Origin of the sequence: Paracoccus sp. (in: a-proteobacteria) (assembly GCF_030538755.1) — a bacterium.
Classification (GTDB): Bacteria; Pseudomonadota; Alphaproteobacteria; order Rhodobacterales; family Rhodobacteraceae; genus Paracoccus.
Genome location: NZ_JAUNTJ010000003.1, coordinates 99,598 through 119,719, shown reverse-complemented (window position 1 = coordinate 119,719; position 20,122 = coordinate 99,598). Strand labels below are relative to the sequence as shown.

Below are 20,122 nucleotides of genomic sequence, written 5' to 3'. Positions count from 1 at the left end.
CGCCGGGTCTAAAACAGCCGCAGCGCCAAGGAAAGCTCAGGCTTCCTGTTTGCCCAAATACGCACCTTCGGGCACCAAAGCCCGCATCGCATCGAACTGACACAGGAACACACGGCCCGACAGTTCCCCCAGAAATTGCGAGCGGCGCAGCTTGTCCATGACCGGGCCTTTCACCTCGGACAAATGCAGCGTCACGCCCATTTCAACCAGCCGCGCATTCAGCGCCTCAAGGCTTTCCAGCGCCGACAGGTCGATGGCGTTCACCGCCGAACACATCAACACCACATGCCGGATGCCGCAATCGGCGGTCACTCGATCCAGCAGGTAATCCTCAAGAAAACGGGCATTGGCGAAATACAGGCTTTCGTCGATGCGAATGGTCAGCAGATGCGCGCTGGTCAGCACCTCGTGGCGCAGCGTATTGCGGAAATGCTGGGTGCCGGGAACCAGCCCCACCTCGGCGATATGCGGGCGCGAGGTCTTGAACAGATGCAGCGCCATCGACAGCCCCACACCGGCCATCACCCCGGTTTCCACGCCCAGCATCAGCGTCACCACAATCGTTCCGGCAACGGCGGCAAAATCGGCGCGGCTGTAATGCCACGCCCGGCGCAGAATGCCGAAATCCACCAGCGCCAGCACCGCAACAATGATCGTCGCCGCCAGAACCGCCACCGGCAGATCGGCGATCAGCGGCGTCAGCAGCAGCGCCGCAATCGCCAGCCCCACAGCAGCAAAGCCCCCCGCCGCCGGCGTTTCCGCCCCCGCATCATCATTCACCACCGAGCGCGCAAAGCCCCCCGTCACCGGATAGCCGCCGGTGAATCCCGCGCCGATATTGGCCATGCCAAGGCCGATCAGCTCCTGATCCGGGTCGATCCTCTCGCGCCGCCGCGCCGCCAGCGTCTGCGCAACCGAGATCGACTCGACAAAGCCCACCACCGAAATCAGCGCCGCAGGCAGCAGCAGCGACCCCAGCAGGGCGGGCGACAGATCCGGCAGGGTCAGCGGCGGCAGGCCCTGCGGCACCGCGCCAACCACCGCAACCCCGCGCGCACCCAGATCGAACAGCACCACCGCCAGCGTGCCAAGCGCCACCGCCACAACCGGCACAGCGCGGGCCAGCACACGCGCCGGAACCTCGGGCAGACCGATGCGGCGCAGCGCGGGGCGCGCCCCCTTGCGCGCCCAGCCCAGAAACAGCAGCGCCAGCAGGCCGATGGCCGCCGTCCACGGGTTCGCCTGCCCCAGATTGGCCCACAGCGGCGGCAGCATCTCGGGCAGGGTCTGGCCTCCGCCCGCGATCCCCAGCAGATGCCGCACCTGCCCCACCGCGATCAGAATGCCCGAAGCCGTGATGAACCCCGCAATCACCGGATGCGACAGAAAGCTTGCCAGAAAACCCAGCCGGAACAGACCCATAGCCAGCAGCATCAGCCCCGACAACAGCGCCAGCGTCAGTGCGGCGGCGGCATAGCCCATGGTCCCGGCCTGCGCCACCTGCCCCACCGCCGCCGCCGTCATCAGCGACACCACCGCCACCGGCCCCACGGCCAGCGCCCGGCTGGTGCCAAACAGCGCATACAGCATGATCGGCAGGATCGAGGCATAGATCCCCGCCTGCGGCGGCAGCCCCGCCAGCATCGCATAGGCCAGCGACTGCGGGATCAGCATGATCGTCACGATCAGCGCCGCCAGCAGATCGCCCGCCAGCTTGCGCCGGTCATAGCGCCGCCCCCATTCCAGCACCGGCAGATAGCGCGACAGCCCCCGCATTACCGCCTACAGCCCGTTCACCGGCACCTTGAGCATGGGCCGCCCGTCCGCATCCGTCGGCACCTCACCCGCGCGCATGTTCACCTGCAACGAGGGCAGGATCAGCCGCGGCATGTCCAGCGTGGCATCCCGCGACTGACGCAATTGCACGAAATCCGCGCGGGCGCGGCCACCGCCGACATGGATGTTATGGGCCTTTTGCGCAGCAACGGTGGTTTCCCATGCGAAATCGCGCCCCTCGGGGCCATAATCGTGGCACATGAACAGCCGCATGTCGTCGGGCAGCGCCAGCACCTTTTGAATGCTGTCATACAGCACCCCGGCATCGCCGCCCGGAAAATCGGCCCGCGCGCTGCCGCCATCGGGCATGAACAGCGTATCGCCCACAAAGGCCGCGTCCCCCATGACATGAGTCATACAGGCCGGCGTATGGCCGGGCGTGTGAATAACGAAACAGCTCATCCCGCCGATCTGATAGCTGTCTCCATCGGCGAACAGCCGGTCGAACTGGCTGCCGTCGCGCTGAAACCCGGTCCCTTCGTTAAAGATTTTGCCAAAAGTTTCCTGCACGATCAGGATGTTCTCGCCAATACCGATCCGGCCGCCCAGCCGATCCTGAAGATAGGGCGCGGCGGACAGGTGGTCGGCGTGGACATGGGTCTCGATGATCCACTCGACCCGCAGGCCGCGTTCCTGAATCTCCGCGATCAACTGGTCGGCATGGTCATGGGTGATCCGCCCGGCGGCATAGTCGATGTCCATGACCGAATCGACAATCGCACAAGCGTCCGAGCCGGGGTCTTTGACGATATAGCTGATGGTATTGGTCGCCTGATCGAAAAAGCCGCTGACCTCGGGGTGAAGATTCATGTTCACGGGATAGCGGCTCATCCTGACCTCTTGTTCCTGAATGCCCCGGTTTTTCGGAATATTTATCCTCGGCTTTTCTATACCATATTCAAAATTCAATATGTCAACCCTGCCAGCGGGCCAAGGCCCGCGCGGCGTCAATCGCCTGCCCCTGCCGCAGCACCGCCGGGCTGGCCGACAGGCGTGGCGCGGGCGCGGGTTCGGCCCCGGCAAAGCTGCCGCGCGCGGCCATATGCGGGTGATGCGGCGCCTCGTCCATCGACAGAACCGGGGCGGCGCAGGCATCGGTGCCCTCGAACAGCGCGGCCCAGTCGTCGCGCGGGCGGGTGGCGATGACCCCGGCCAGACGCGCACGGATCGCGGGCCAGTTGCCCGCGTCGGCGCGGTCCGGCAGGCTGGCGGGGTCGATTTCCAGATAGCGCAGCAACTCGGCCCAGAACTGCGGCTCGATCGCGCCGATGGCCAGATGCCGCCCGTCGGCGCATTCATAGACGGTATAATAGGGCGCGGCCCCGTCCAGCAGGTTCGCGCCGCGCCGGTCGTGCCACGCACCCGCCGCCCTCATACCGGAAATCATCGCCATCAGATGCGCCACGCCATCGCTGATCGCCGCATCCACCACCTGCCCCTGCCCGGTCCGCTGCGCGCGCCAGATCGCCGCCAGCATCCCCGCGACCAGATACATCGAGCCGCCCGCGAAATCGCCCAGCAGGTTCAGCGGCGGCACCGGATGATCCGCCGGGCCGATAGCGTGCAGCGCACCAGTGATGGCGATATAGGTCAGGTCATGCCCGGCGGAATGCGCCAAAGGCCCGTGCTGCCCCCAGCCGGTCATCCGCCCGTAAACCAGCCGGGGATTGTCGGGAAAATCCCCCGGCCCAAGGCCCAGCCGTTCCATCACGCCGGGGCGCATCCCCTCGATCACGGCATCGGCGCGGGCGATCAGGTCGCGGGCGGTGGACAAGCCTGCCGGGGATTTGAGGTCCAGCTCCAGCCAGTCGCGGCCCCGGTCCAGCACATCCCGGTCCAGCCCCAGAACATGCCGGGCGCCGGGGCGGGTGATGCGGATCACATCGGCCCCGTGATCAGCCAGCCACATCGCCGCGAATGGCGTCGGGCCAAGGCCCGCGATTTCCACCACGCGCAAACCATCCAGAACCGTCATCTGCCCCCCTTACCGGCGGCGGTTCGCCGTGCTCCGCAGCGCCGCTGCCAGTTTGGGGGCAGAGGCAGGCCGGGCGCAAGGCCCCGGTCAGTGCAGCCAGCGGCGCAGCCCCGGCACCAGCGCACGCCTGCGCGGGCGCACGCGCGGCAAAATGACAGGCACCAGCAACAGGCCAGCGGTGGCAAGAACAGAAATCATCAGCATATCAGCCCTCCGTTTGGGTTAGCCTGACATGAAAATGTTACGATAGATTTAACAGAGGTCAATCTGCCCGTTCAGCCAGTTCCAGCCATTCTTCTTCGGCAGCGGCCAGCGCGGCCTGCCGTTCGGCCAAAGCCTCGGATGCTTTGGCGAATTTCGCCGGGGCCGAGGTGAACAACTCGGGGTCGGACAAAAATTCCGACAATTTTGCGATTTCTGCCTCAAGCCGTTCCATGATCGCCGGCAGCGCGTCGAGCCGGTGCTTTTCGGTAAAGCTCAACCCCTCGCGCGCGGGTTTGGGGCGCGCGGGGGGGGCGGTCGGGGTCGCGCCTGCCGGGGCGGGTGCGGCAACGGGCGTGGCCGCATCGGCAGGGCGTTGGGCGCGGTAATCGCTCCACCCGCCGGGATAGATGACGGCGCGGCCATCGCCTTCCATCGCGACGGTGGTATCGGCCACCCGGTCGATAAAGTCGCGGTCGTGGCTGACCAGCAGCACGGTGCCTTGGTATTCGCCCAGAATATCTTGCAGCAGATCAAGGGTTTCCACGTCCAGATCGTTGGTCGGTTCGTCCAGCACCAGCAGGTTCGAGGGGCGCGCCATGATCCGCGCCAGCAGCAGCCGCGCCTTTTCGCCGCCCGACAGGCTGCCGACAGGCGCGCGGGCCTGCGCCTCGTCGAACAGAAAATCTTTCAGATAACCAACGACATGGCGGGGATTGCCGCGCACCATCACCTGATCCGCCCGCCCCGACACCCGCATCGAGGGATCGCCGGTCAGCGCATCCCACAGGCTGACCGAGGGATCAATCGCCGCGCGGGCCTGATCGAAGACCGCGATTTCAAGGTTTGTGCCATGCACGACCGAGCCGGTATCGGGCGCAACTTCGCCCGTCAACATCTTGATAAGCGTGGTCTTTCCTGCCCCGTTCGGGCCGACGAAGGCCACCCGGTCGCCGCGCAGCACGCGCAGGTCAAAGGGGCGCAGGATCACCCGGTCGCCGAATGCCTTGCTGATACCCTTGGCCTCGATCACGCGCTTGCCCGATTGCGGCCCGGCGTCCAGCGCCATCGCCGCAGCGCCCTGCCGCCGGATCTGGCTGGCGCGTTCGGCCCGCAACGCCGCCAGAGCGCGGACGCGGCCCTGATTGCGCTTGCGCCGGGCGCTGATGCCCTCGACCGCCCAGCGGGCCTCGGCCTTGATCTTGCGGTCCAGCTTGTGCCGGGCCTCGTCCTCGGCGGCCCATGTTTCTTCGCGCCAGTCCTCGAACCCGTCGAACCCCTTGTCCTGACGCCGCACCTCGCCGCGGTCGATCCACAGCGTCGCGCGGGTCAGCGCCCGCAGAAAGGCACGGTCGTGGCTGATAAGCACAAAGGCGGCGCGGGTTTCGGCCAGATGCGATTCCAGCCAGCCGATGGCCTGAATGTCCAGATGGTTGGTCGGTTCGTCCAGCAGCATCAGGTCGGGCGCCTCGGCCAGCAGCCGCGCCAGTGCGGCGCGGCGCCGTTCGCCGCCCGATGCCGTGGCAACCGGAGCAGACGGGTCGAACCCCAGCCCTTCCGCCGCCATTTCAACGCGATAGCCTTCACCCTCGGGCAAAGCGGCACGGGCGAAATCGCCCAGCGTGGCAAAGCCCGACAGGTCGGGTTCCTGTTCCATATAGCCGACGCTGGTGCCCGCAGGCGTCACCACCGCGCCGCTGTCGGGTTCGACCAGCCCGGCCATCACCTTCATCAGCGTCGATTTGCCCGAGCCGTTGCGCCCGACCAAAGCCACCCGGTCGCCCTGCTGAACGGTCAAGGACAGGTCATCGAAAACCGGATTGCCGCCGAAGGTCAGCGAAATGCCGGTCAGTTGTAACAAGGGAGCGCGCGCCATGGCCGGGCGTTAGCGCGGCGGCGCGGCGGGGTCAATGCGGGTCGGTGCGGAATAATTCCAAAGTTTTTTTGTCGGCATTGACGCCCAAGACCCGTGGTGCCAAGATTCGGCCCGTGTCCGACTGGAGGAGTCAATCATGCGTTCTGTCGTCCTTGCTGCCCTGATCGCCGGCACCGCCCTGCCCGCGCTGGCTGAAGAGCTGAACATCTATTCCCATCGTCAGCCGATGCTGATCGACCCGGTGATCGAGGCGTTCACCGCCGAAACCGGAATCAAGGTTAATTCGTCCTATATCAATCAGGGCATGGTCGAGCGGTTGCAGGCCGAAGGCGACCGTTCCCCCGCCGACATCGTTCTGACCGTCGATATTGCCCGGCTGGGGCAGATCAAGGATGCCGGGCTGTTGCAGCCGGTCCAAGACCCGGCGCTGGAGGCGATCCCGGCGGGGCTGCGCGATGCCGATAACGAATGGTTCGGCGTCACCACCCGCGCCCGTATCGTCTATGCCAGCAAGGATCGCGTGGCCGATGGCGACGTCACCACCTATGAGGATCTGGCCGATCCGAAATGGCAGGGCCGCATCTGTTCGCGCACCTTCGGCAATGATTACAACATCGCCCTGACCGCCGCCTATATGGCCCATCACGGCGAAGAAGCGACCCGCGAATGGCTGACCGCCCTGCGCGGAAACCTTGCGAAAAAGCCCGAGGGGAACGACCGCGCTCAGGTCAAGTCCATCTGGGCGGGCGAATGCGACATCAGCATCGGCAACACCTATTACATGGGTGTGATGCTGAACGATCCCGAACAGAAAGAGTGGGCGGAATCGGTGCGGATCGTGTTCCCGGCCTTTGAGGATGGCGGCACGCATGTGAACGTTTCCGGCGTCGCCATGACCAGGGCCGCCCCCAACCGCGATGCGGCGCTGAAGTTCATGCAGTTCCTTGTCAGCCCCGAGGCGCAGCGGATCTATGCCGAATCGAACAATGAATTCCCGGTGATCGACGGCGTGCCGCGTTCGGATCTGGTGGCAAGCTGGGGCGATTTCGCCCCCGACGCTCTGGCCCTGCCCGAGGTGTCGAACCTGCGTCCGCAGGCGCTGCGGCTGATCGAGGAAGTCAATTTCGACGGTTAATCCGGCGGCACGGCCGGACCGGGGCCTTGCCCCGGACCCCAGGATATTTAAAGACCAAAGATGGGCGCGGGTCTGGCTGCGCCCTTTTTCATGAGGGACGACATGGCACAAAAGATCATCATCGACACCGATCCGGGGCAGGATGACGCGGTGGCCATTCTGCTGGCGTTGGCCTCGCCTGAGTTGCAGGTTCTGGGGGTGACGGCGGTGGCGGGCAATGTGCCTTTGCCGCTGACGGCGCTGAATGCGCGCAAGGTGGTCGAGCTGTCGGGGCGCGCGGATGTGCCGGTCTTTGCCGGATGCGATGCGCCGATGCAGCGGCGGCTGGTCACGGCAGAGCATGTTCACGGCAAGACCGGGCTGGATGGGATCGAACTGCCCGAGCCATCTTTGCCTTTGCAGGATCAGCATGCGGTTGATTTTATCATCGACACGCTGCGGCGCGAGCCGGCGGGCACGGTTACGCTGGTGCCCATCGGGCCGCTGACCAATATCGCCACTGCCTTTCAGCGTGCGCCGGATATTGTGGCGCGGGTTCAGCGGATCGTGCTGATGGGCGGGGCCTATTTCGAGGTGGGCAACATCACCCCTGCGGCCGAGTTCAACATCTATGTCGATCCCGAGGCCGCCGCGATCGTGTTTGGTGCGGGCGTTCCGCTGGTCGTGATGCCGCTGGATGTGACCCATGCCGCGCTGACCAACCGGGCGTGGGTCGAGGGGATGCGCGCCCTGTCCAACCGTTGCGGGCCTGCCGTGGCAAGCTGGACCGATTTCTTTGAACGCTATGACCGCGAGAAATATGGCAGCGAGGGCGCGCCCCTGCATGACCCCTGCACCATCGCCTGGCTGTTACGGCCCGAGCTGTTTTCCGGGCGCGAGATCAACGTCGAGATCGAGACCAGAGGCGAATTCACCCTTGGCATGACCGTGGCCGACTGGTGGCGGGTCAGCGAGCGTGCGCCCAATGCGCTGTTCATGCGCGATGTGGATGCGGCGGGCTTCTTTGATCTGCTGACCGAGCGGATCGCCCGCCTGCCCTGAGCCGCGCAACCTAGAGGCTGGCGGCGAAACCGGCGATGAACCCGGCCAGGGTCTCGCGCGTTTTGTCGTCGGTCAGGTTGCCGTCATCGTCGAACAGGTTGCCTGCGCGCGACACCATCATCCGGCCTTCGAACCACGGGCGGGTGCGCAATGTGCGCAGCACCGGCAGCCAGTGATCCTGCGCCATGATCGTGCCGAACCCGCCGGGCGAGGCACCGATCACCGCCACCGGCATTCCGGCGAACAGATCCAGCCCCGGACCGCGCGACATCCAGTCCAGCGCATTCTTGAACACGCCGGGAATGCCGTTGTTATATTCGGGCGTCACCAGCAACAGCCCGTCCGCCGCGCCCAGTTGTTTCTGCAACTGCTGCACCGCTGCGGGCAGGCCATGGGCGGATTCCAGATCGCCGTCATACAACGGCACCTCGCGGATCGAGCCGATTTCGACGGTGACGTGATCGGGCGCGGTTTCAGCCGCCGCGCGCAGCAAGCCCGTGTTGAGCGAGGCGCGGCGCAGGCTGCCGGACAGGCCGAGGATGGTGGTCATGCGGGGTTCTCCTGCGTGGGGGTGGAACGAGGGCGGGGGGCAGTCAACGGTTCTGGCGTGGGCCGGACCAGACGGTCGAGGCCATCGCGCATCTCGCCCTGTATCTGCATGGTCAGGCGTTCGGCGTCGCGGCGGCGGATGTCTTCGGTGGTCAGGGTGATCTCGGCCTCGGACAGGCCCAGTTCGCGCAGGCCCTGCGCGCCCATGACCAGCGCCGATTCCAGCGTTTCGCGGATCTGGAAATCGACGCCCGCACGGATCAGTTCAACCGCGTGGCGGCGGTCATAGGATCGCACCAGCAGCCGCGCCATGGGAAATTCGTGCCGCACCAGTTCGGCGATGCGGCTGGCAGTGGCGCTGTCATCAATGCTGACGATGATGACCTCGGCATCGCTGGCGCCCGAATGGTGCAGGATGTCCAGCCGCGCGCCGTCGCCGTAGAAGATCTTGAAGCCGAACGCTTCGTTGGCGATGCGGATCAGATCGGGGTCGGTTTCGATCACCGACACATCCACGTTCTGCCGCAGCAGCATCTGCGACACGATCTGCCCAAAGCGGCCAAAGCCGATCATCAGCACCTGCCCGTGCAGATCGCGCGGCGCGTCGATGCCGTCCATCAAGGGGGCCTCGGCCTTCAACAGGCGGTCGGCGGCGATCAGGACCAGCGGCGTCAGCGCCATCGACAGGATCACCACGCTGGAAAACAGCGCGTTCTGGTGTTCGGTGATGACCTGCCCCGACACCGCGCCCAGAAACAGCACAAAGGCAAACTCGCCGCCCTGCGCAAACATCGAGGTCCGGTGCAGCGCCGCCCGGTTGGTCGAGCCGAACAGCCGCGCCACGCCATAGATCCCGGCGGCCTTGACGATCACGGCGGCAAGCAGCATCGCCAGCAGCAGCGGCCAGTCTTGCGCAACCACGCGCAGATCCAGCGACATGCCCACGGCCATGAAGAACAGGCCCATCAGCAGGCCGCGGAACGGCTCGATATCGGTTTCGATCTGGTGGCGATAGCTCGACCCCGACAGCATGACGCCTGCAATAAACGCGCCCATGGCCATCGACAGCCCCGCCCACTCCATCAGCAGCGCCGCGCCCAGCACGACCAGCAGCGCGCCCGCCGTCAGCACCTCGCGCGTGCGGACGCGGGCCAGCAGCGCAAAGAACGGGTCCAGCAGCCATCGCCCCGCCGCAATCAGCGCCGCCAGGGCGCCGAGCGCGATCAGGATGCCGCCGGCCCCGCTTTCGCCGCTGGTCACGGGCGACAGCATGGCGACAAAGGCCAGCAGCGGCACGATCATCAGATCCTCGAACAGCAGGATCGAGACGGCGCGCTGCCCCTCGACACTGGCGATTTCGCCGCGTTCCTGCAAAATCGACATGATGACGGCCGTCGAAGACAGCACAAAGCCCGATGCGCCGACAAAGGCCACGGCAGGCGTCATGCCAAAGATCAGCATTCCGCCCAGAGTCAGCAGCGTGATGCAGGTGACGACCTGCGCCAGCCCAAGGCCGAAAATCTGCCCACGCATCCGCCATAAGGTCTGCGGCCGCAGCTCAAGCCCGATGATGAACAGGAACATCACCACGCCCAGTTCGGCGAAATGCAGGATCGAGGCGGGGTCGGAAAACACCCCGAAGACCGATGGCCCGACCAGCGCACCTGCCGCGAAATACCCCAGCACCGACCCAAGCCCCAGCCGCCGGAACAGCGGCACGGCCGTGACCGCCGCGCCCATCAGAACGACGAAAGGTCCGATTGTATGGGCCAGCCCCGCTGCCTCTGCCATCTGTGTCCCCACGGTTGTTTGCGTTATCAGACGCCAATTCCGGGCTGGCCGCAAGGGGGCATCCGGCGCCCCCTAGCCACCATAAAGCCCCGTCACTGCTACCAGAATCGCCACAGCAACCGTGGCGGCGATCAGCGCCAGCTCCAAACCAAAGGGCGGCAGGTCGGGCATCCGCCGCCGCGCCTGCATGACCAGCAGCGGCGTGGCCCAGATCGGTGCCAGCGCAATCATGGTGATCGCCGCAGTCACCCCGAACTGTGTCAGAACCAGCGGCAGCCCCAGCATCATGATCGCCGCCGAGACGATCGAGACAAAGGCCACGGTGCGGCTTTGCCCTTCGGCCAGCAGGAACATGGCATAGGGCGTGGTGCGCGCGCACAGAAAGCGGAACGACAGCAGCGCAACCATCCAGCCCGCCGCGTGGTATTCGGGGGTATACAGCACCTTTATCAGCAGCGGGCCGATAAAGAACCCGCCCAGAAATGTGGCAACGACCAGCACGGCAAAGACGCGCATGACCTTGCGGAACACCAGAGCGAACTGATCGCGGGCGGTGCGCAGCTTTTCGGCGAACCCTGCCAGCGCGATCTGCGATCCGACCATGGAAATCAGGTTCGCGCCCGCGTCGATCCACAGCGCCGCGATGACGTAGATACCGAAGGTGGTCTTATCCAAGAAAGCGCCCAAAATCAGCCGGTCGCCCTGATTGACGACAAAGGTTGACAAAGACGACACGATCAGCCAGCGCCCGAATTGCCACAGATCCGCCGCGATCTCGCGATCCCAGACCCAGCCCATCGGCGTGTCACGAAAGGCGATATGGGTCCAGATCATCCGCTGAAGCGCGCCCAGCATCATCCCCAGCAGCAGCACCCAGACCGTGGCCTGCCATTGCGCCAGCAGCACCATCAGGATGATGACGATGATCTGATTGCCGATCTCGATCTGGGTGATCTTGCCCAGCATCAGCCGTCGTTTGGCCAGCGCGATCCCGGTCGATTCAAAGCCCTTGAACAGCATCGCCAGTGCCGACACCACGATCAGCCAGGGCAGTTGCGGATCGGCATAAACGCTGTCGGGCGCGGCCAGACGCGGCCCCAGCACCCCGACACCCAGGCCCGCCGTCACCACCGCCGCCGTAATCAGCGTGCTTCGGACGATCTGCACCGACCATGCCGCGCGCAGGAAATGCAGTTGATCGCCGCGTTCGGACCGGATGATGCTTTGGTGGATGCCGATGTCGGACAGCATCGTGACCAGAATATGCACCACAACCACCATCGCCATCAGGCCGAACGCCTCGGGCACCAGCAGGCGGGTCATGATGAGGTTGCTGACCAGACTCAGGCCGCGCTGTGCGAAAATGCCGCCGGCCGTAATGGCCGAAGCACGGATGCTGCGCGCGCGTAAAGACCCGGAATCGCCGGTCAGACGGCGCAAGAACGATGGATTCTGCATGAAACGATAACGCACAAACTATAGGAAAACAGCTTTCCGGCGCAGCTTGTGCCGCCTTTGCCGAACAAAGTCGATAGCCCATCGCACAGCTGTATGAACGATGGGCGAACCTCTGCGCAGGATCACGGCGCGGCCCCCTCGATCACATAGATATAGGCCGACGCGCCCGGCAGCCCGCAGTCCGGCGCGCCGCTGTCGGCTCCGCCGATCCTCAGCAACCCGTCGCGGATCAGGGCCGGGTCCAGCGCGACATCCTCGATCACCGGGGCGGGGCCGGTGGTGAAGTTATCGTCATAAGCCCCGCCGGTGCGGATCAGACGCAGCGATTGCGCGCGGGTCACGGGCACGGCAACCTCGACCGGGGTGCAGGCATCGCGGCCATCGGGCGTGTCGGGCACCTGCCGCGACAGGGCAAAGACCGTCAGCCGGTCATCCTGCCGGGCGGCGTAAACGGCGACCTGCGGCGCACGGCGCACGGCAGCGCGCCTTTCGGCCTTGTGCAGACGCTGCGTCGGCATATCGCCCGAGGCCGTTACCGCCAACATTTCGCCCGCGCCATGGCGGTTCATTGCGGCCAGCAAGCTCCACGCCGGATAGGGTTCGCCGCCGTTATACCATTGCTGGTGCGAGCGCCAATATTCGCCCGGTCCAAAGGTAAAGAAGTTCTGCACCGTCATGCCCAACTGCCGTTGCATCAGAAAGGTGTCCAGCGTCGCCACTCCGGCGGCGCGGCTTTTCATCACCTGTTCCTGTTCCTGCTGCTGTTCGCCCGACAGCCTGGCGCCGTTCAACCCGTTCATGACATAGCCCGGCCCGGCTTCGTATGTGCCGATCAGCGGACGGTGCCCGGTTCGGGCAGCAAGCGTTTCCGCCCCCCCGGACATCTGCTCGATGCGCTGCGGCACCACCTGAAGCACCTGATTCAGCAGGTTCACAAAGCTGGCCCGGTTGCGCCGTGGCGGGCCTTCGTTTTCGTCCCAGCCGCCGTTATAGGCCGCAATGGTCAGCAGATCCGCGGCATCGGCAGGCCCGGCGGTCGATGCCGCGCTGGTGGTGAAATCAAAGCCCGCGCGGCCACCGATCACGAAGACCAGCTTGTCTTCCAGCCCGGCGGCATCCCACCACGGGCTGGAACGCAGGATTTGCGCGATGCGCGCCTGAAACAGGCCGTAAACCTGCCCGTTATCATAGTCGGTGCCGGTGGCCGCATCAGTCATGCCGCGAAAGACCCAAGGGCGGAAAATCGGGTTCCAGGTTTCGTTGCCGACCTCGAAATACAGGCGGTCGAACTGATCGGTCCAGGGCGCGGCCTGTCCCTGCGCCACCCGCAGCGCGGCCCAAGGCTTATCTGCCGGGTCATCGGTCGCCGGATCAAAGGGCGCGGCCAGATATTCGATCAGCCCGCGCCATTCCTCATCGCTCAGATGCGGTTCGATCTGAAGCCACGGGTCCGCCGCCGCGTCCTGCGCCCAGCCCAGAGAATCGGGCATCCCGGCCATTTGCCGGCTTTTCAGACGGAACCCGCCACGGCGCAGCAGCGCGGGCAGATCATAGGTATCGGTGCCGGTGCGCACCATCCCGTGAAACCGCAGCGCCGAAACACCCGCATCGCGCAAGGCGGCGCTTTCATCGGCGTTCAGCGCCAGAAAGGGCGTGTCGCTGCGATGAACGCGCACATCATCCACATCGACCCAGCCCGGCCCCTGAAAGGCCAGCACCATCTGCCCGATGGGCCGCGCCCCGGTCAGCACCTCGGGCACGGTAAAGGTGGCGCTGACATTCGCCCATTCGGTGCCGTAGTCCAACGACAGGGCAGGCAAATCTTGATAATCAGTGCCCAGCAGGCGGAACCGCGCACTTCCGGCGCGCTGGCCGCGCAGCCGTGCCGAAACCGTATATTCCACGCCGGGGCGCAGCACCTCATACCAGTTTTGTTCCGTGCCAGCGTGATTATGAACGCCAAAAGAAAAGCGCGTCCGCCCCGGCAATTCGACATGCAGATAACTGCGCCCGCCCCATGCGCGCGCCGGGTCGGGATCGTGCGGGCGATAGGACCATGACGCGTCGCCCGGCATGTCGTTGAAATCCGGCATCATGCGGCGCAGCCAGCCAGAGGCGACACCCGCCGTCCACACCCGGTCCGACAACAATTTGGTGCGGTCAGGCTGATCTATGACCTTGCGCAGCACGATCAGATCGCCGCGCCGCACCGGCTCGCCCGAGGTGGCGTCGGTCATGGTCAGGCCGAAACCGCGCATCTGTTCAGGCGCGACATAGGATTGATAGATCACAACTCCCACGATGTCGTCGTCATCGGCGGGCAGTTCCCAATTCAGATTGACAACGGCGCCGGGGGCCATCTGCGCCGTCACCCCTTGGGGCGCAAGCGGCCCGCGCGGGTCAGCGTCGGCTGACGGATCATCGACCGAGGGCGGCGGCTGCGACGGACGGTCGGCATCGTCGCGCTTGGCTTGCTGTTGCAGTTCCTGCGGCACCTCGACCCGCGCGGGGACGGCGTAATCCGACAGGCGGCCCCGGTTGTCATAGGCGCGCACCGTGAACCAGCGCGGCACGCCGGGGCGTTCCCAATCGTTGATCCTGACGGTTGCGCGGGTCAGGCCGGGATGCAGCGAAACGATGCCGGTGGTCAGCGGAAACCACCCGGAAACCGCATGGCCGCCGGGTGCCAGAGTGCCGCTGCGCACCTCGCGGAACTGACCGTTTTCAATCCGCAGCACCTGCACATCAGCACCATCCAGCGCGCCATCGCGCAGCACATCCCAGCGGCTGACATCCTGCGCGCCGACCACGATCTGCCCCGGCTGATCGTCCGGCGAATCGTCCGAAGCATACAGCCAGTCGCGATGGATGATCGGTTCGAAATCGCCGCCGGGGAAAAACGACGACCCCTCGCCCACGCTGTCGATTGTCACCGTCACCCCGCGCGCGGCGGGCGCAACCGCCTGATCGCTGACGGAAAACCGCACCGGACCAGCCGAGGCCGCACCTGCGGCAACAACCATCAGCAAGGAAAAAACGCGCCAGACACCAGCCGCGCGCAACCGAGAATAAAACACCATCAGACCTTCTCTGTCAGGTTGGTCATGCGCCCGCTGCCCTAGCATAGTCACCCGCCGCTGTCTTGCCACGGCGGCGGTTTGTTGCCGCAACATGCCCTGCCGTGGCTTAAAATCGCGTAAATTTGCAGGCAAACTCTTCGCCTTGACGGGATTTGATGACATGATACGGCATCTGCCGTCACGATTGTCGCGCTTGGGTTTATCTTTATGGTCTATATTGCCTTGTTCAGCTACCCGCTGGTGGCCATCCTGCTGTTCCGGCGGATGCAGCTTGTTCCGGCGCTGATCTGGACGTTTTTGCTGGGCCAGATGTTTCTGCCGCAGCGGTTTGTCATCAATATCCCCCTGCTGCCCGATCTGGACAAAGCCACCATGCCGGCCTTTTGCGCGCTGGTGCTGGCGCTTGGCCGGTCGCGTGACGAAATGCGCCGTGCAGCGCGGGCAACGGTGCGGGCGGCAGGCACGGTGCGCGATACGGTGGCGGGCAAGCTGGCGCATCGCAAACGGCATCCTGTCTTTCTAATGCTGATGCTGACCTTCGTGCTGACGCCGCTGGCCGTCGCCTTTACCAATATGGATGCGTTCCGCGTCGGCCCGGTGACAGTGCTGCCGATGTCCATGTTCGACGGCTTTTCACTGATGCAGGACGCGATCATGACCCTGATCCCGTTCTTTCTGGCCCGCCGCTTTCTGGGCACGCCCGAGGCGCAGATCACCTTTCTGCGCATCCTTGTGACCGCCGTGCTGATCTATTCCGCCTTCATGCTGTGGGAGGCCCGGTTCAGCCCGCAGTTGCACCGGCTGACTTACGGCTATCACCAGCACAGCTTTGTTCAGCATGTGCGCGATGGCTATCGCCCGATGGTGTTCATGTCGCACGGGCTGGCGGTCGGCATTTTCTGCGCGATGTGCTGTCTGGCCACGGCGGCGCTGTGGCGCGTGTCGTCGGATCGGCTGAAGCAGGCATCGCAGACGCGGCGCGGGCGCAGGCCCGCCGCGCTGGACGCAACCGACAACACCACAGCGGTTCAGGAACCCGCCGCACCATCGGGGCGGCAGGCGGCACCGCGACGCGGGGTGAAACAGGCACGCGATCCGCTGCGCAACCCGACCCGCTGGGTGCTGACGCTGATGTGGCTGCTGTTCATCACCTTCATCAGCCGCAACATGGGGGCGACGGCCATTGCTGTGGCGCTGTTGCCGTTTATCATCTTCGGCGGCGTTCGCCTGCAACTGATGGTCGCGGCGCTGATCGGCCTGTTCATCCTGACCTTTCCGATGATGCGCAGCGCCGGGCTGGTGCCGCTGGATACCGTGCTGGAATGGTCGAGCAGCATTAACGAACAGCGCGCCGACTCGCTGGCTTATCGTATCCGCAATGAGGATATGCTGCTGGACAAGGCCAATGAACGCCCGCTTTTCGGCTGGGGCAGCTGGGGTCGCAACCGGGTCCGCGATCAGGAAACCGGGCAAGACGTCAGCGTAACCGATGGCGGCTGGATCATGGCCTTGGGGTCGTCCGGTTGGGTCGGTTATCTGTCTTATTACGGCTTGCTGATCCTGCCGGTCGTGTTGCTGGCGCGGCGGCGCCGGGGGGATCTTGACACAGCGTCGGCGGCGCTGTCGCTGATGCTGATCGCCAATATGATCGACACGATCCCCAATGCCAACGTCACGCCGCTGACATGGCTGATCGCCGGATCGCTGGCCGGGCGGGTCGAGTTTACCTCGCGCGTTGCCGCACCATCCCGTCGCGCCGCAGCAGCCGTTGCCGGTGCCGAACGAGGGCGGAGGGCTGTGGCCTGAGCGCGCCAAGGTTGGCGCAGCGCAGTTTTCACCGGCAGCAGTCCGGTTTTCCATGCGCGCAGGCATTCAGACGCCGAGTTTATCAACGACCATGAGGCATAGGCTGCCCCCGCGCGTCCAAGGGCATCCGGATCAGCCGCGTCCGGCACTTTTCGCTTGTCGCGCCGCCCCCGCGCGTGCGGGCCTGCTTCATCAGCCCGCGGGTTGCCGCCGCGCAATCAGGGTGCGCACGGGGCATTTGTCGTGACGCGGACCGTTACCGAGCCACAGGCGGACGCAGGGTCGCGGGCAGATCGCCTGCCAGACTGCCCCGGAACAGATCGGCCAGCCAGGCCGCTTCGGATGTAATGGCATAGTCGGCGCGGACCTTGGCACGGCCGACCTGCCCCATACGCCCCCGCAGTTCCGGGTCGTTCAGCAGGGCATCCAGCCGTTCAACCAGCGAATCCAGATCGCCCGGCGGCACCAGATAGCCCGATGCGCCATCCTCGATCAGTTCGGCAATCCCTGCGATGCGGGTTGAAACGACGGGCAAGCCTGCGGCCATCGCCTCCATCAGAACAACCGGCACACCTTCGGCAAAGCTGGGCAGCGCCAGCAGGTCGGCCTTGGCAAGATGCGCGGCGACCTGATCCTGCGTCTGCGTGCCGGTAAACGTCACCGCATCGCCAAGCCCCAAGGCGCGGGCCTGCGCTTCCAGCGCGGGGCGTTCCGGCCCGTCGCCGATCATCACCAGCCGCGCATCGGGGTGCTGCGGCAGCAGGGCGGCCAGCGCCTCGATCATCAACGGCGCGCCTTTGACCCCCGACATCCGCCCGATAAACACCATCGTCTTGCCCGGCGGCGTCGCGCGCGGCCCGGCGTAGCGTTCGGGCTGGATGCCGCAATGCACGATCCGCATCCGGTTCCAGTGGTCGCGGTCAGAAAACAGCATCCCCTGCGACCGCGCAAAATGGCTGATATACGCAGAAAAGGCGCTGCGGGCGATCTTTTCATCCAGCCGCCAGCGGTGCGGCTCATACAGTTCGGTCGGGCCGTGCAGGGTAAAGCTGAACGGCGTGCCGTTGATTTCCGACGCGAGCATTGCCACGGAACAGCTTGAATCCATGAAGTGATTATGCAGATGCCGCGCGCCAATGCGGTGCAGGTGATCGGCCAGAACCCCCGCTTCGAGGAAATAGAACATCTGCCACAGCGCCGCCTTTACCCCGGCCGAACGGGTGCGCCACGCCAGACCCAAGGCCCGCGCCCATCCGCCCGGATTGCGCCGCAGCGCGCCCAGATGCGCGCCGATCAGCCGCAGCGGACGCTTGGCCTGCGACAGCACATAAAAGGTCTGCGCCAGCTCGGCCTGTTCGGCATCGCCCGCAACCTCGTGCGCGGGGGGGCGGCGGATCGAGCAGGTGCGGATGTCCAGCCCCAGATCCCGCAGCGCCGCGACCTCGCGCTGGATAAAGGTGTGCGACACCTTGGGATAATCGCCGGTCAGATAGGCGATTGTCGGGGTTTCGGTCTGATCTGTCATCGCGGCCACCATTTACCTGAACACGCACGGGCTGTAGCGCCTTTGCCACCTGCCCCGCAACCCTAGCGCCCCCTGCTCCACCCGCCGTCGCCACGGTCCATGCGGGTGGCAAAGTGGACGGCCAGATAGGTCAGCATCGACGCAGGCCGGGTCAGCCCCAGCCGCATCAGCAGGCCGGGGGTGACGCTGGCCTTGCCTTCGTTTTGCAGCAGGTCGGGCCAGTGCTTGGCCAGTTGCGTGACCCCGGCATCCTGCCGCCGCCGCACACGCACCAGCGGCCCGAACCCCTCGATCATGGGCCAGATATAGCGGGCGGGCACCTCGACCCGCTCATCCGGGGTGAAGTTCAGGCGCACAAAGGTGTCATCGGAAATAATATCGGGAAACGCCCCCCATCGCGCCCGCCCGGCAGCGTTGATCGCAAACAGCCCGGCACCGACCGCCCCGCCCTTGACGAAGGGCAGTTCCGTCCAGATGCGGGCATAGCGCCGGGTGGTGCCGGTGCGGGCAGGCGCAACCTGCAAGGTGCCGGTCGCGTATCGCGGCTGCGGCACGGCCAAAGCATCGCGCAACTGCCCCAACAGCGCCGGTTCGCAGATCACGTCGGCATCCAGAAACACGCGCGGCGCAGCCGGGTCTGCCACCGCCTCGGCCCGGTTCAGCGCGTTCACCTTGCCCGGTTCGGGAATCGACAGCAGCCGCAGATCCCAGCCCCGATCCGCAAAGCGCCCGGTCCAGCCGCGCACTTTATCCTCGGTCGCGTCCTTGCAGGCATTGGCGGCGACGATCACCTGCACCCGCCCCGCCGCCTGATCCTGCGCCAGCAGCGCGGCCAGACAGGGGTCGATGTAATCCTGTTCGTTGCTGGCCGGGATAATCACCGTCAGATCAGGGGCACCAGGGACCATTTATCATAACCTCACTTTACCGCCGATGCGTCAGTTACACATATTTTCCGTTGCCATGGATCATGCTATCTGAGGATGCAAGGCAGTTGCTGTCTGTGTTGATCTGTAAACGTCAAGGGTAACCAAGTGATGAATCAGCGGCAAGAATCCGTGCGGATTCCCGTTTTTGCCAATAATCGGCCCGAATCCATCCATATCACCGCCCCCACGCGCGCGGGCTTGCTGGCCGATCTGGAACAGAAAATGGCAGCGCGGCAGGGCTTTACGCTGGCAACGCTGAATCTGGATCATCTGGTCAAGCTGCGCAAGGATGCCGCTTTTCTTGGGGCTTATCAGGCGCATAGCCATGTCGTCGCCGATGGCAATCCGATCATCTGGCTGTCGCGGCTGGCCGGGCAGCAGGTCGAGCTGATTCCCGGATCAGAGCTGGTGCAGCCGCTGGCCGCGCTGGCCGCGCGGACCGGCACACGGGTCGGCCTGCTGGGATCGACGGATGAGGTGCTGGCGCTGACGGCGCAGCGGCTGGAATCCGCTCATCCCGGCCTGAACGTCGCGCTGCGTCACGCGCCGCCCTTTGGATTCGATCCACGGGGGCCTGCGGCGGATCACGCCATCGACCTGCTGCGCGAACAGGATATCGGCCTGTGCTTTCTGGCCCTTGGGGCGCCCAAACAGGAAATTTTCGCCGCCTATGCCGCGCAATCCGCGCTGCAATGCGGCTTTGCCTCGGTCGGGGCGGGGCTGGATTTCATTGCCGGCAGTCAGGTCCGCGCGCCGAAATGGGTGCAGTCGATTGCAATGGAATGGGCGTGGCGCATGGCCAGCAACCCGCGCAGGCTGGCGCGCCGCTATGCCGATTGCTTTGCGATTCTGCCGGGGCTGGCCTTGCGCGCGCGCCGCAGCCGGATGGCGGCACAAAAGGAAACTTGATCGCATTTTCA

General features: G+C 65.3%; 14 protein-coding genes. 4 read left to right on the top strand and 10 right to left on the bottom strand.

Annotated features, from left to right (window positions below):
* Positions 1–36: 36 nt before the first annotated feature.
* The 4 genes from Q4G14_RS02795 to Q4G14_RS02780 all read right to left on the bottom strand — a co-directional run bounded on the left by Q4G14_RS02795 (position 37) and on the right by Q4G14_RS02780 (position 5,888).
* Entirely contained in the window at positions 37–1,776 is a 1,740-nt protein-coding gene (locus Q4G14_RS02795) for a SulP family inorganic anion transporter (RefSeq protein ID WP_303360199.1), read from the bottom strand.
* Between the two features lie 6 nt (positions 1,777–1,782).
* Positions 1,783–2,667, bottom strand: coding sequence for an MBL fold metallo-hydrolase (locus Q4G14_RS02790; RefSeq protein WP_303360198.1), 885 nt, complete (start codon positions 2,665–2,667; stop codon positions 1,783–1,785).
* An 82-nt stretch (positions 2,668–2,749) separates the two neighbouring features.
* Positions 2,750–3,811: a CaiB/BaiF CoA-transferase family protein gene (locus Q4G14_RS02785; protein ID WP_303360197.1), complete on the bottom strand. Its 1,062-nt coding sequence runs from the start codon at positions 3,809–3,811 to the stop codon at positions 2,750–2,752.
* A gap of 262 nt (positions 3,812–4,073) precedes the next feature.
* Complete coding sequence (locus Q4G14_RS02780) at positions 4,074–5,888, bottom strand: ABC-F family ATP-binding cassette domain-containing protein (protein ID WP_303360196.1); 1,815 nt, start codon at positions 5,886–5,888, stop codon at positions 4,074–4,076.
* 136 nt (positions 5,889–6,024) lie between these two features.
* Here Q4G14_RS02780 and Q4G14_RS02775 point away from each other — a divergent pair, with 136 nt between their 5' ends.
* On the top strand, positions 6,025–7,023 hold the full coding sequence (locus tag Q4G14_RS02775) for a Fe(3+) ABC transporter substrate-binding protein (RefSeq protein ID WP_303360195.1): 999 nt from the start codon (positions 6,025–6,027) through the stop codon (positions 7,021–7,023).
* Positions 7,024–7,125: 102 nt separating this feature from the next.
* Positions 7,126–8,064 (top strand): nucleoside hydrolase, encoded by a 939-nt coding sequence (locus Q4G14_RS02770; protein WP_303360291.1) that lies wholly within the window; start codon positions 7,126–7,128, stop codon positions 8,062–8,064.
* A gap of 10 nt (positions 8,065–8,074) precedes the next feature.
* On the opposite strand, the gene Q4G14_RS02765 is transcribed toward Q4G14_RS02770, so the two are convergent.
* The 4 genes from Q4G14_RS02765 to Q4G14_RS02750 form a co-directional block, all read right to left on the bottom strand.
* Entirely contained in the window at positions 8,075–8,614 is a 540-nt protein-coding gene (locus tag Q4G14_RS02765; RefSeq protein WP_303360194.1) for an NADPH-dependent FMN reductase, read from the bottom strand.
* The gene (locus tag Q4G14_RS02760) at positions 8,611–10,404 is read right to left on the bottom strand and encodes a monovalent cation:proton antiporter-2 (CPA2) family protein (protein ID WP_303360193.1); all 1,794 of its coding nucleotides are present in this window, start codon (positions 10,402–10,404) and stop codon (positions 8,611–8,613) included. The genes Q4G14_RS02765 and Q4G14_RS02760 overlap by 4 nt, the downstream gene beginning before the upstream one ends.
* 72 nt (positions 10,405–10,476) lie before the next feature.
* Positions 10,477–11,862 (bottom strand): oligosaccharide flippase family protein, encoded by a 1,386-nt coding sequence (locus tag Q4G14_RS02755; protein WP_303360192.1) that lies wholly within the window; start codon positions 11,860–11,862, stop codon positions 10,477–10,479.
* Between the two features lie 122 nt (positions 11,863–11,984).
* Positions 11,985–14,885, bottom strand: a complete 2,901-nt coding sequence (locus tag Q4G14_RS02750) for a hypothetical protein (RefSeq protein ID WP_303360191.1) — start codon at positions 14,883–14,885, stop codon at positions 11,985–11,987.
* Positions 14,886–15,149: 264 nt separating this feature from the next.
* Here Q4G14_RS02750 and Q4G14_RS02745 point away from each other — a divergent pair, with 264 nt between their 5' ends.
* Positions 15,150–16,748, top strand: coding sequence for a hypothetical protein (locus Q4G14_RS02745; RefSeq protein WP_303360190.1), 1,599 nt, complete (start codon positions 15,150–15,152; stop codon positions 16,746–16,748).
* Positions 16,749–17,004: 256 nt separating this feature from the next.
* On the opposite strand, the gene Q4G14_RS02740 is transcribed toward Q4G14_RS02745, so the two are convergent.
* Together Q4G14_RS02740 and Q4G14_RS02735 are read right to left on the bottom strand one after the other, a co-directional pair.
* Positions 17,005–18,273 (bottom strand): glycosyltransferase, encoded by a 1,269-nt coding sequence (locus tag Q4G14_RS02740; RefSeq protein ID WP_303360189.1) that lies wholly within the window; start codon positions 18,271–18,273, stop codon positions 17,005–17,007.
* Positions 18,274–18,335: 62 nt separating this feature from the next.
* Positions 18,336–19,181 carry a glycosyltransferase family 2 protein gene (locus Q4G14_RS02735; protein WP_303360188.1) on the bottom strand — a complete coding sequence of 282 codons (846 nt, stop codon included), beginning with the start codon at positions 19,179–19,181 and terminating at the stop codon, positions 18,336–18,338.
* Positions 19,182–19,310: 129 nt separating this feature from the next.
* On the opposite strand from Q4G14_RS02735, the gene Q4G14_RS02730 reads away from it, so the two are divergent.
* Positions 19,311–20,111, top strand: coding sequence for a WecB/TagA/CpsF family glycosyltransferase (locus tag Q4G14_RS02730; RefSeq protein ID WP_303360187.1), 801 nt, complete (start codon positions 19,311–19,313; stop codon positions 20,109–20,111).
* Positions 20,112–20,122 lie beyond the last annotated feature (11 nt).

Excerpts from the sequence above, each read along its gene's own strand:
- Q4G14_RS02730 (WP_303360187.1), top strand. The coding sequence starts at position 19,311 with ATGAATCAGCGGCAAGAATCCGTGCGGATTCCCGTTTTTGCCAATAAT.
- Q4G14_RS02770 (WP_303360291.1), top strand. The coding sequence starts at position 7,126 with ATGGCACAAAAGATCATCATCGACACCGATCCGGGGCAGGATGACGCG.
- Q4G14_RS02765 (WP_303360194.1), bottom strand. The coding sequence starts at position 8,614 with ATGACCACCATCCTCGGCCTGTCCGGCAGCCTGCGCCGCGCCTCGCTC.
- Q4G14_RS02795 (WP_303360199.1), bottom strand. The coding sequence starts at position 1,776 with ATGCGGGGGCTGTCGCGCTATCTGCCGGTGCTGGAATGGGGGCGGCGC.
- Q4G14_RS02745 (WP_303360190.1), top strand. The coding sequence starts at position 15,150 with ATGGTCTATATTGCCTTGTTCAGCTACCCGCTGGTGGCCATCCTGCTG.
- Q4G14_RS02735 (WP_303360188.1), bottom strand. The coding sequence starts at position 19,181 with ATGGTCCCTGGTGCCCCTGATCTGACGGTGATTATCCCGGCCAGCAAC.
- Q4G14_RS02790 (WP_303360198.1), bottom strand. The coding sequence starts at position 2,667 with ATGAGCCGCTATCCCGTGAACATGAATCTTCACCCCGAGGTCAGCGGC.
- Q4G14_RS02775 (WP_303360195.1), top strand. The coding sequence starts at position 6,025 with ATGCGTTCTGTCGTCCTTGCTGCCCTGATCGCCGGCACCGCCCTGCCC.
- Q4G14_RS02750 (WP_303360191.1), bottom strand. The coding sequence starts at position 14,885 with ATGGTTGTTGCCGCAGGTGCGGCCTCGGCTGGTCCGGTGCGGTTTTCC.
- Q4G14_RS02740 (WP_303360189.1), bottom strand. The coding sequence starts at position 18,273 with ATGACAGATCAGACCGAAACCCCGACAATCGCCTATCTGACCGGCGAT.
- Q4G14_RS02760 (WP_303360193.1), bottom strand. The coding sequence starts at position 10,404 with ATGGCAGAGGCAGCGGGGCTGGCCCATACAATCGGACCTTTCGTCGTT.
- Q4G14_RS02755 (WP_303360192.1), bottom strand. The coding sequence starts at position 11,862 with ATGCAGAATCCATCGTTCTTGCGCCGTCTGACCGGCGATTCCGGGTCT.
- Q4G14_RS02785 (WP_303360197.1), bottom strand. The coding sequence starts at position 3,811 with ATGACGGTTCTGGATGGTTTGCGCGTGGTGGAAATCGCGGGCCTTGGC.
- Q4G14_RS02780 (WP_303360196.1), bottom strand. The coding sequence starts at position 5,888 with ATGGCGCGCGCTCCCTTGTTACAACTGACCGGCATTTCGCTGACCTTC.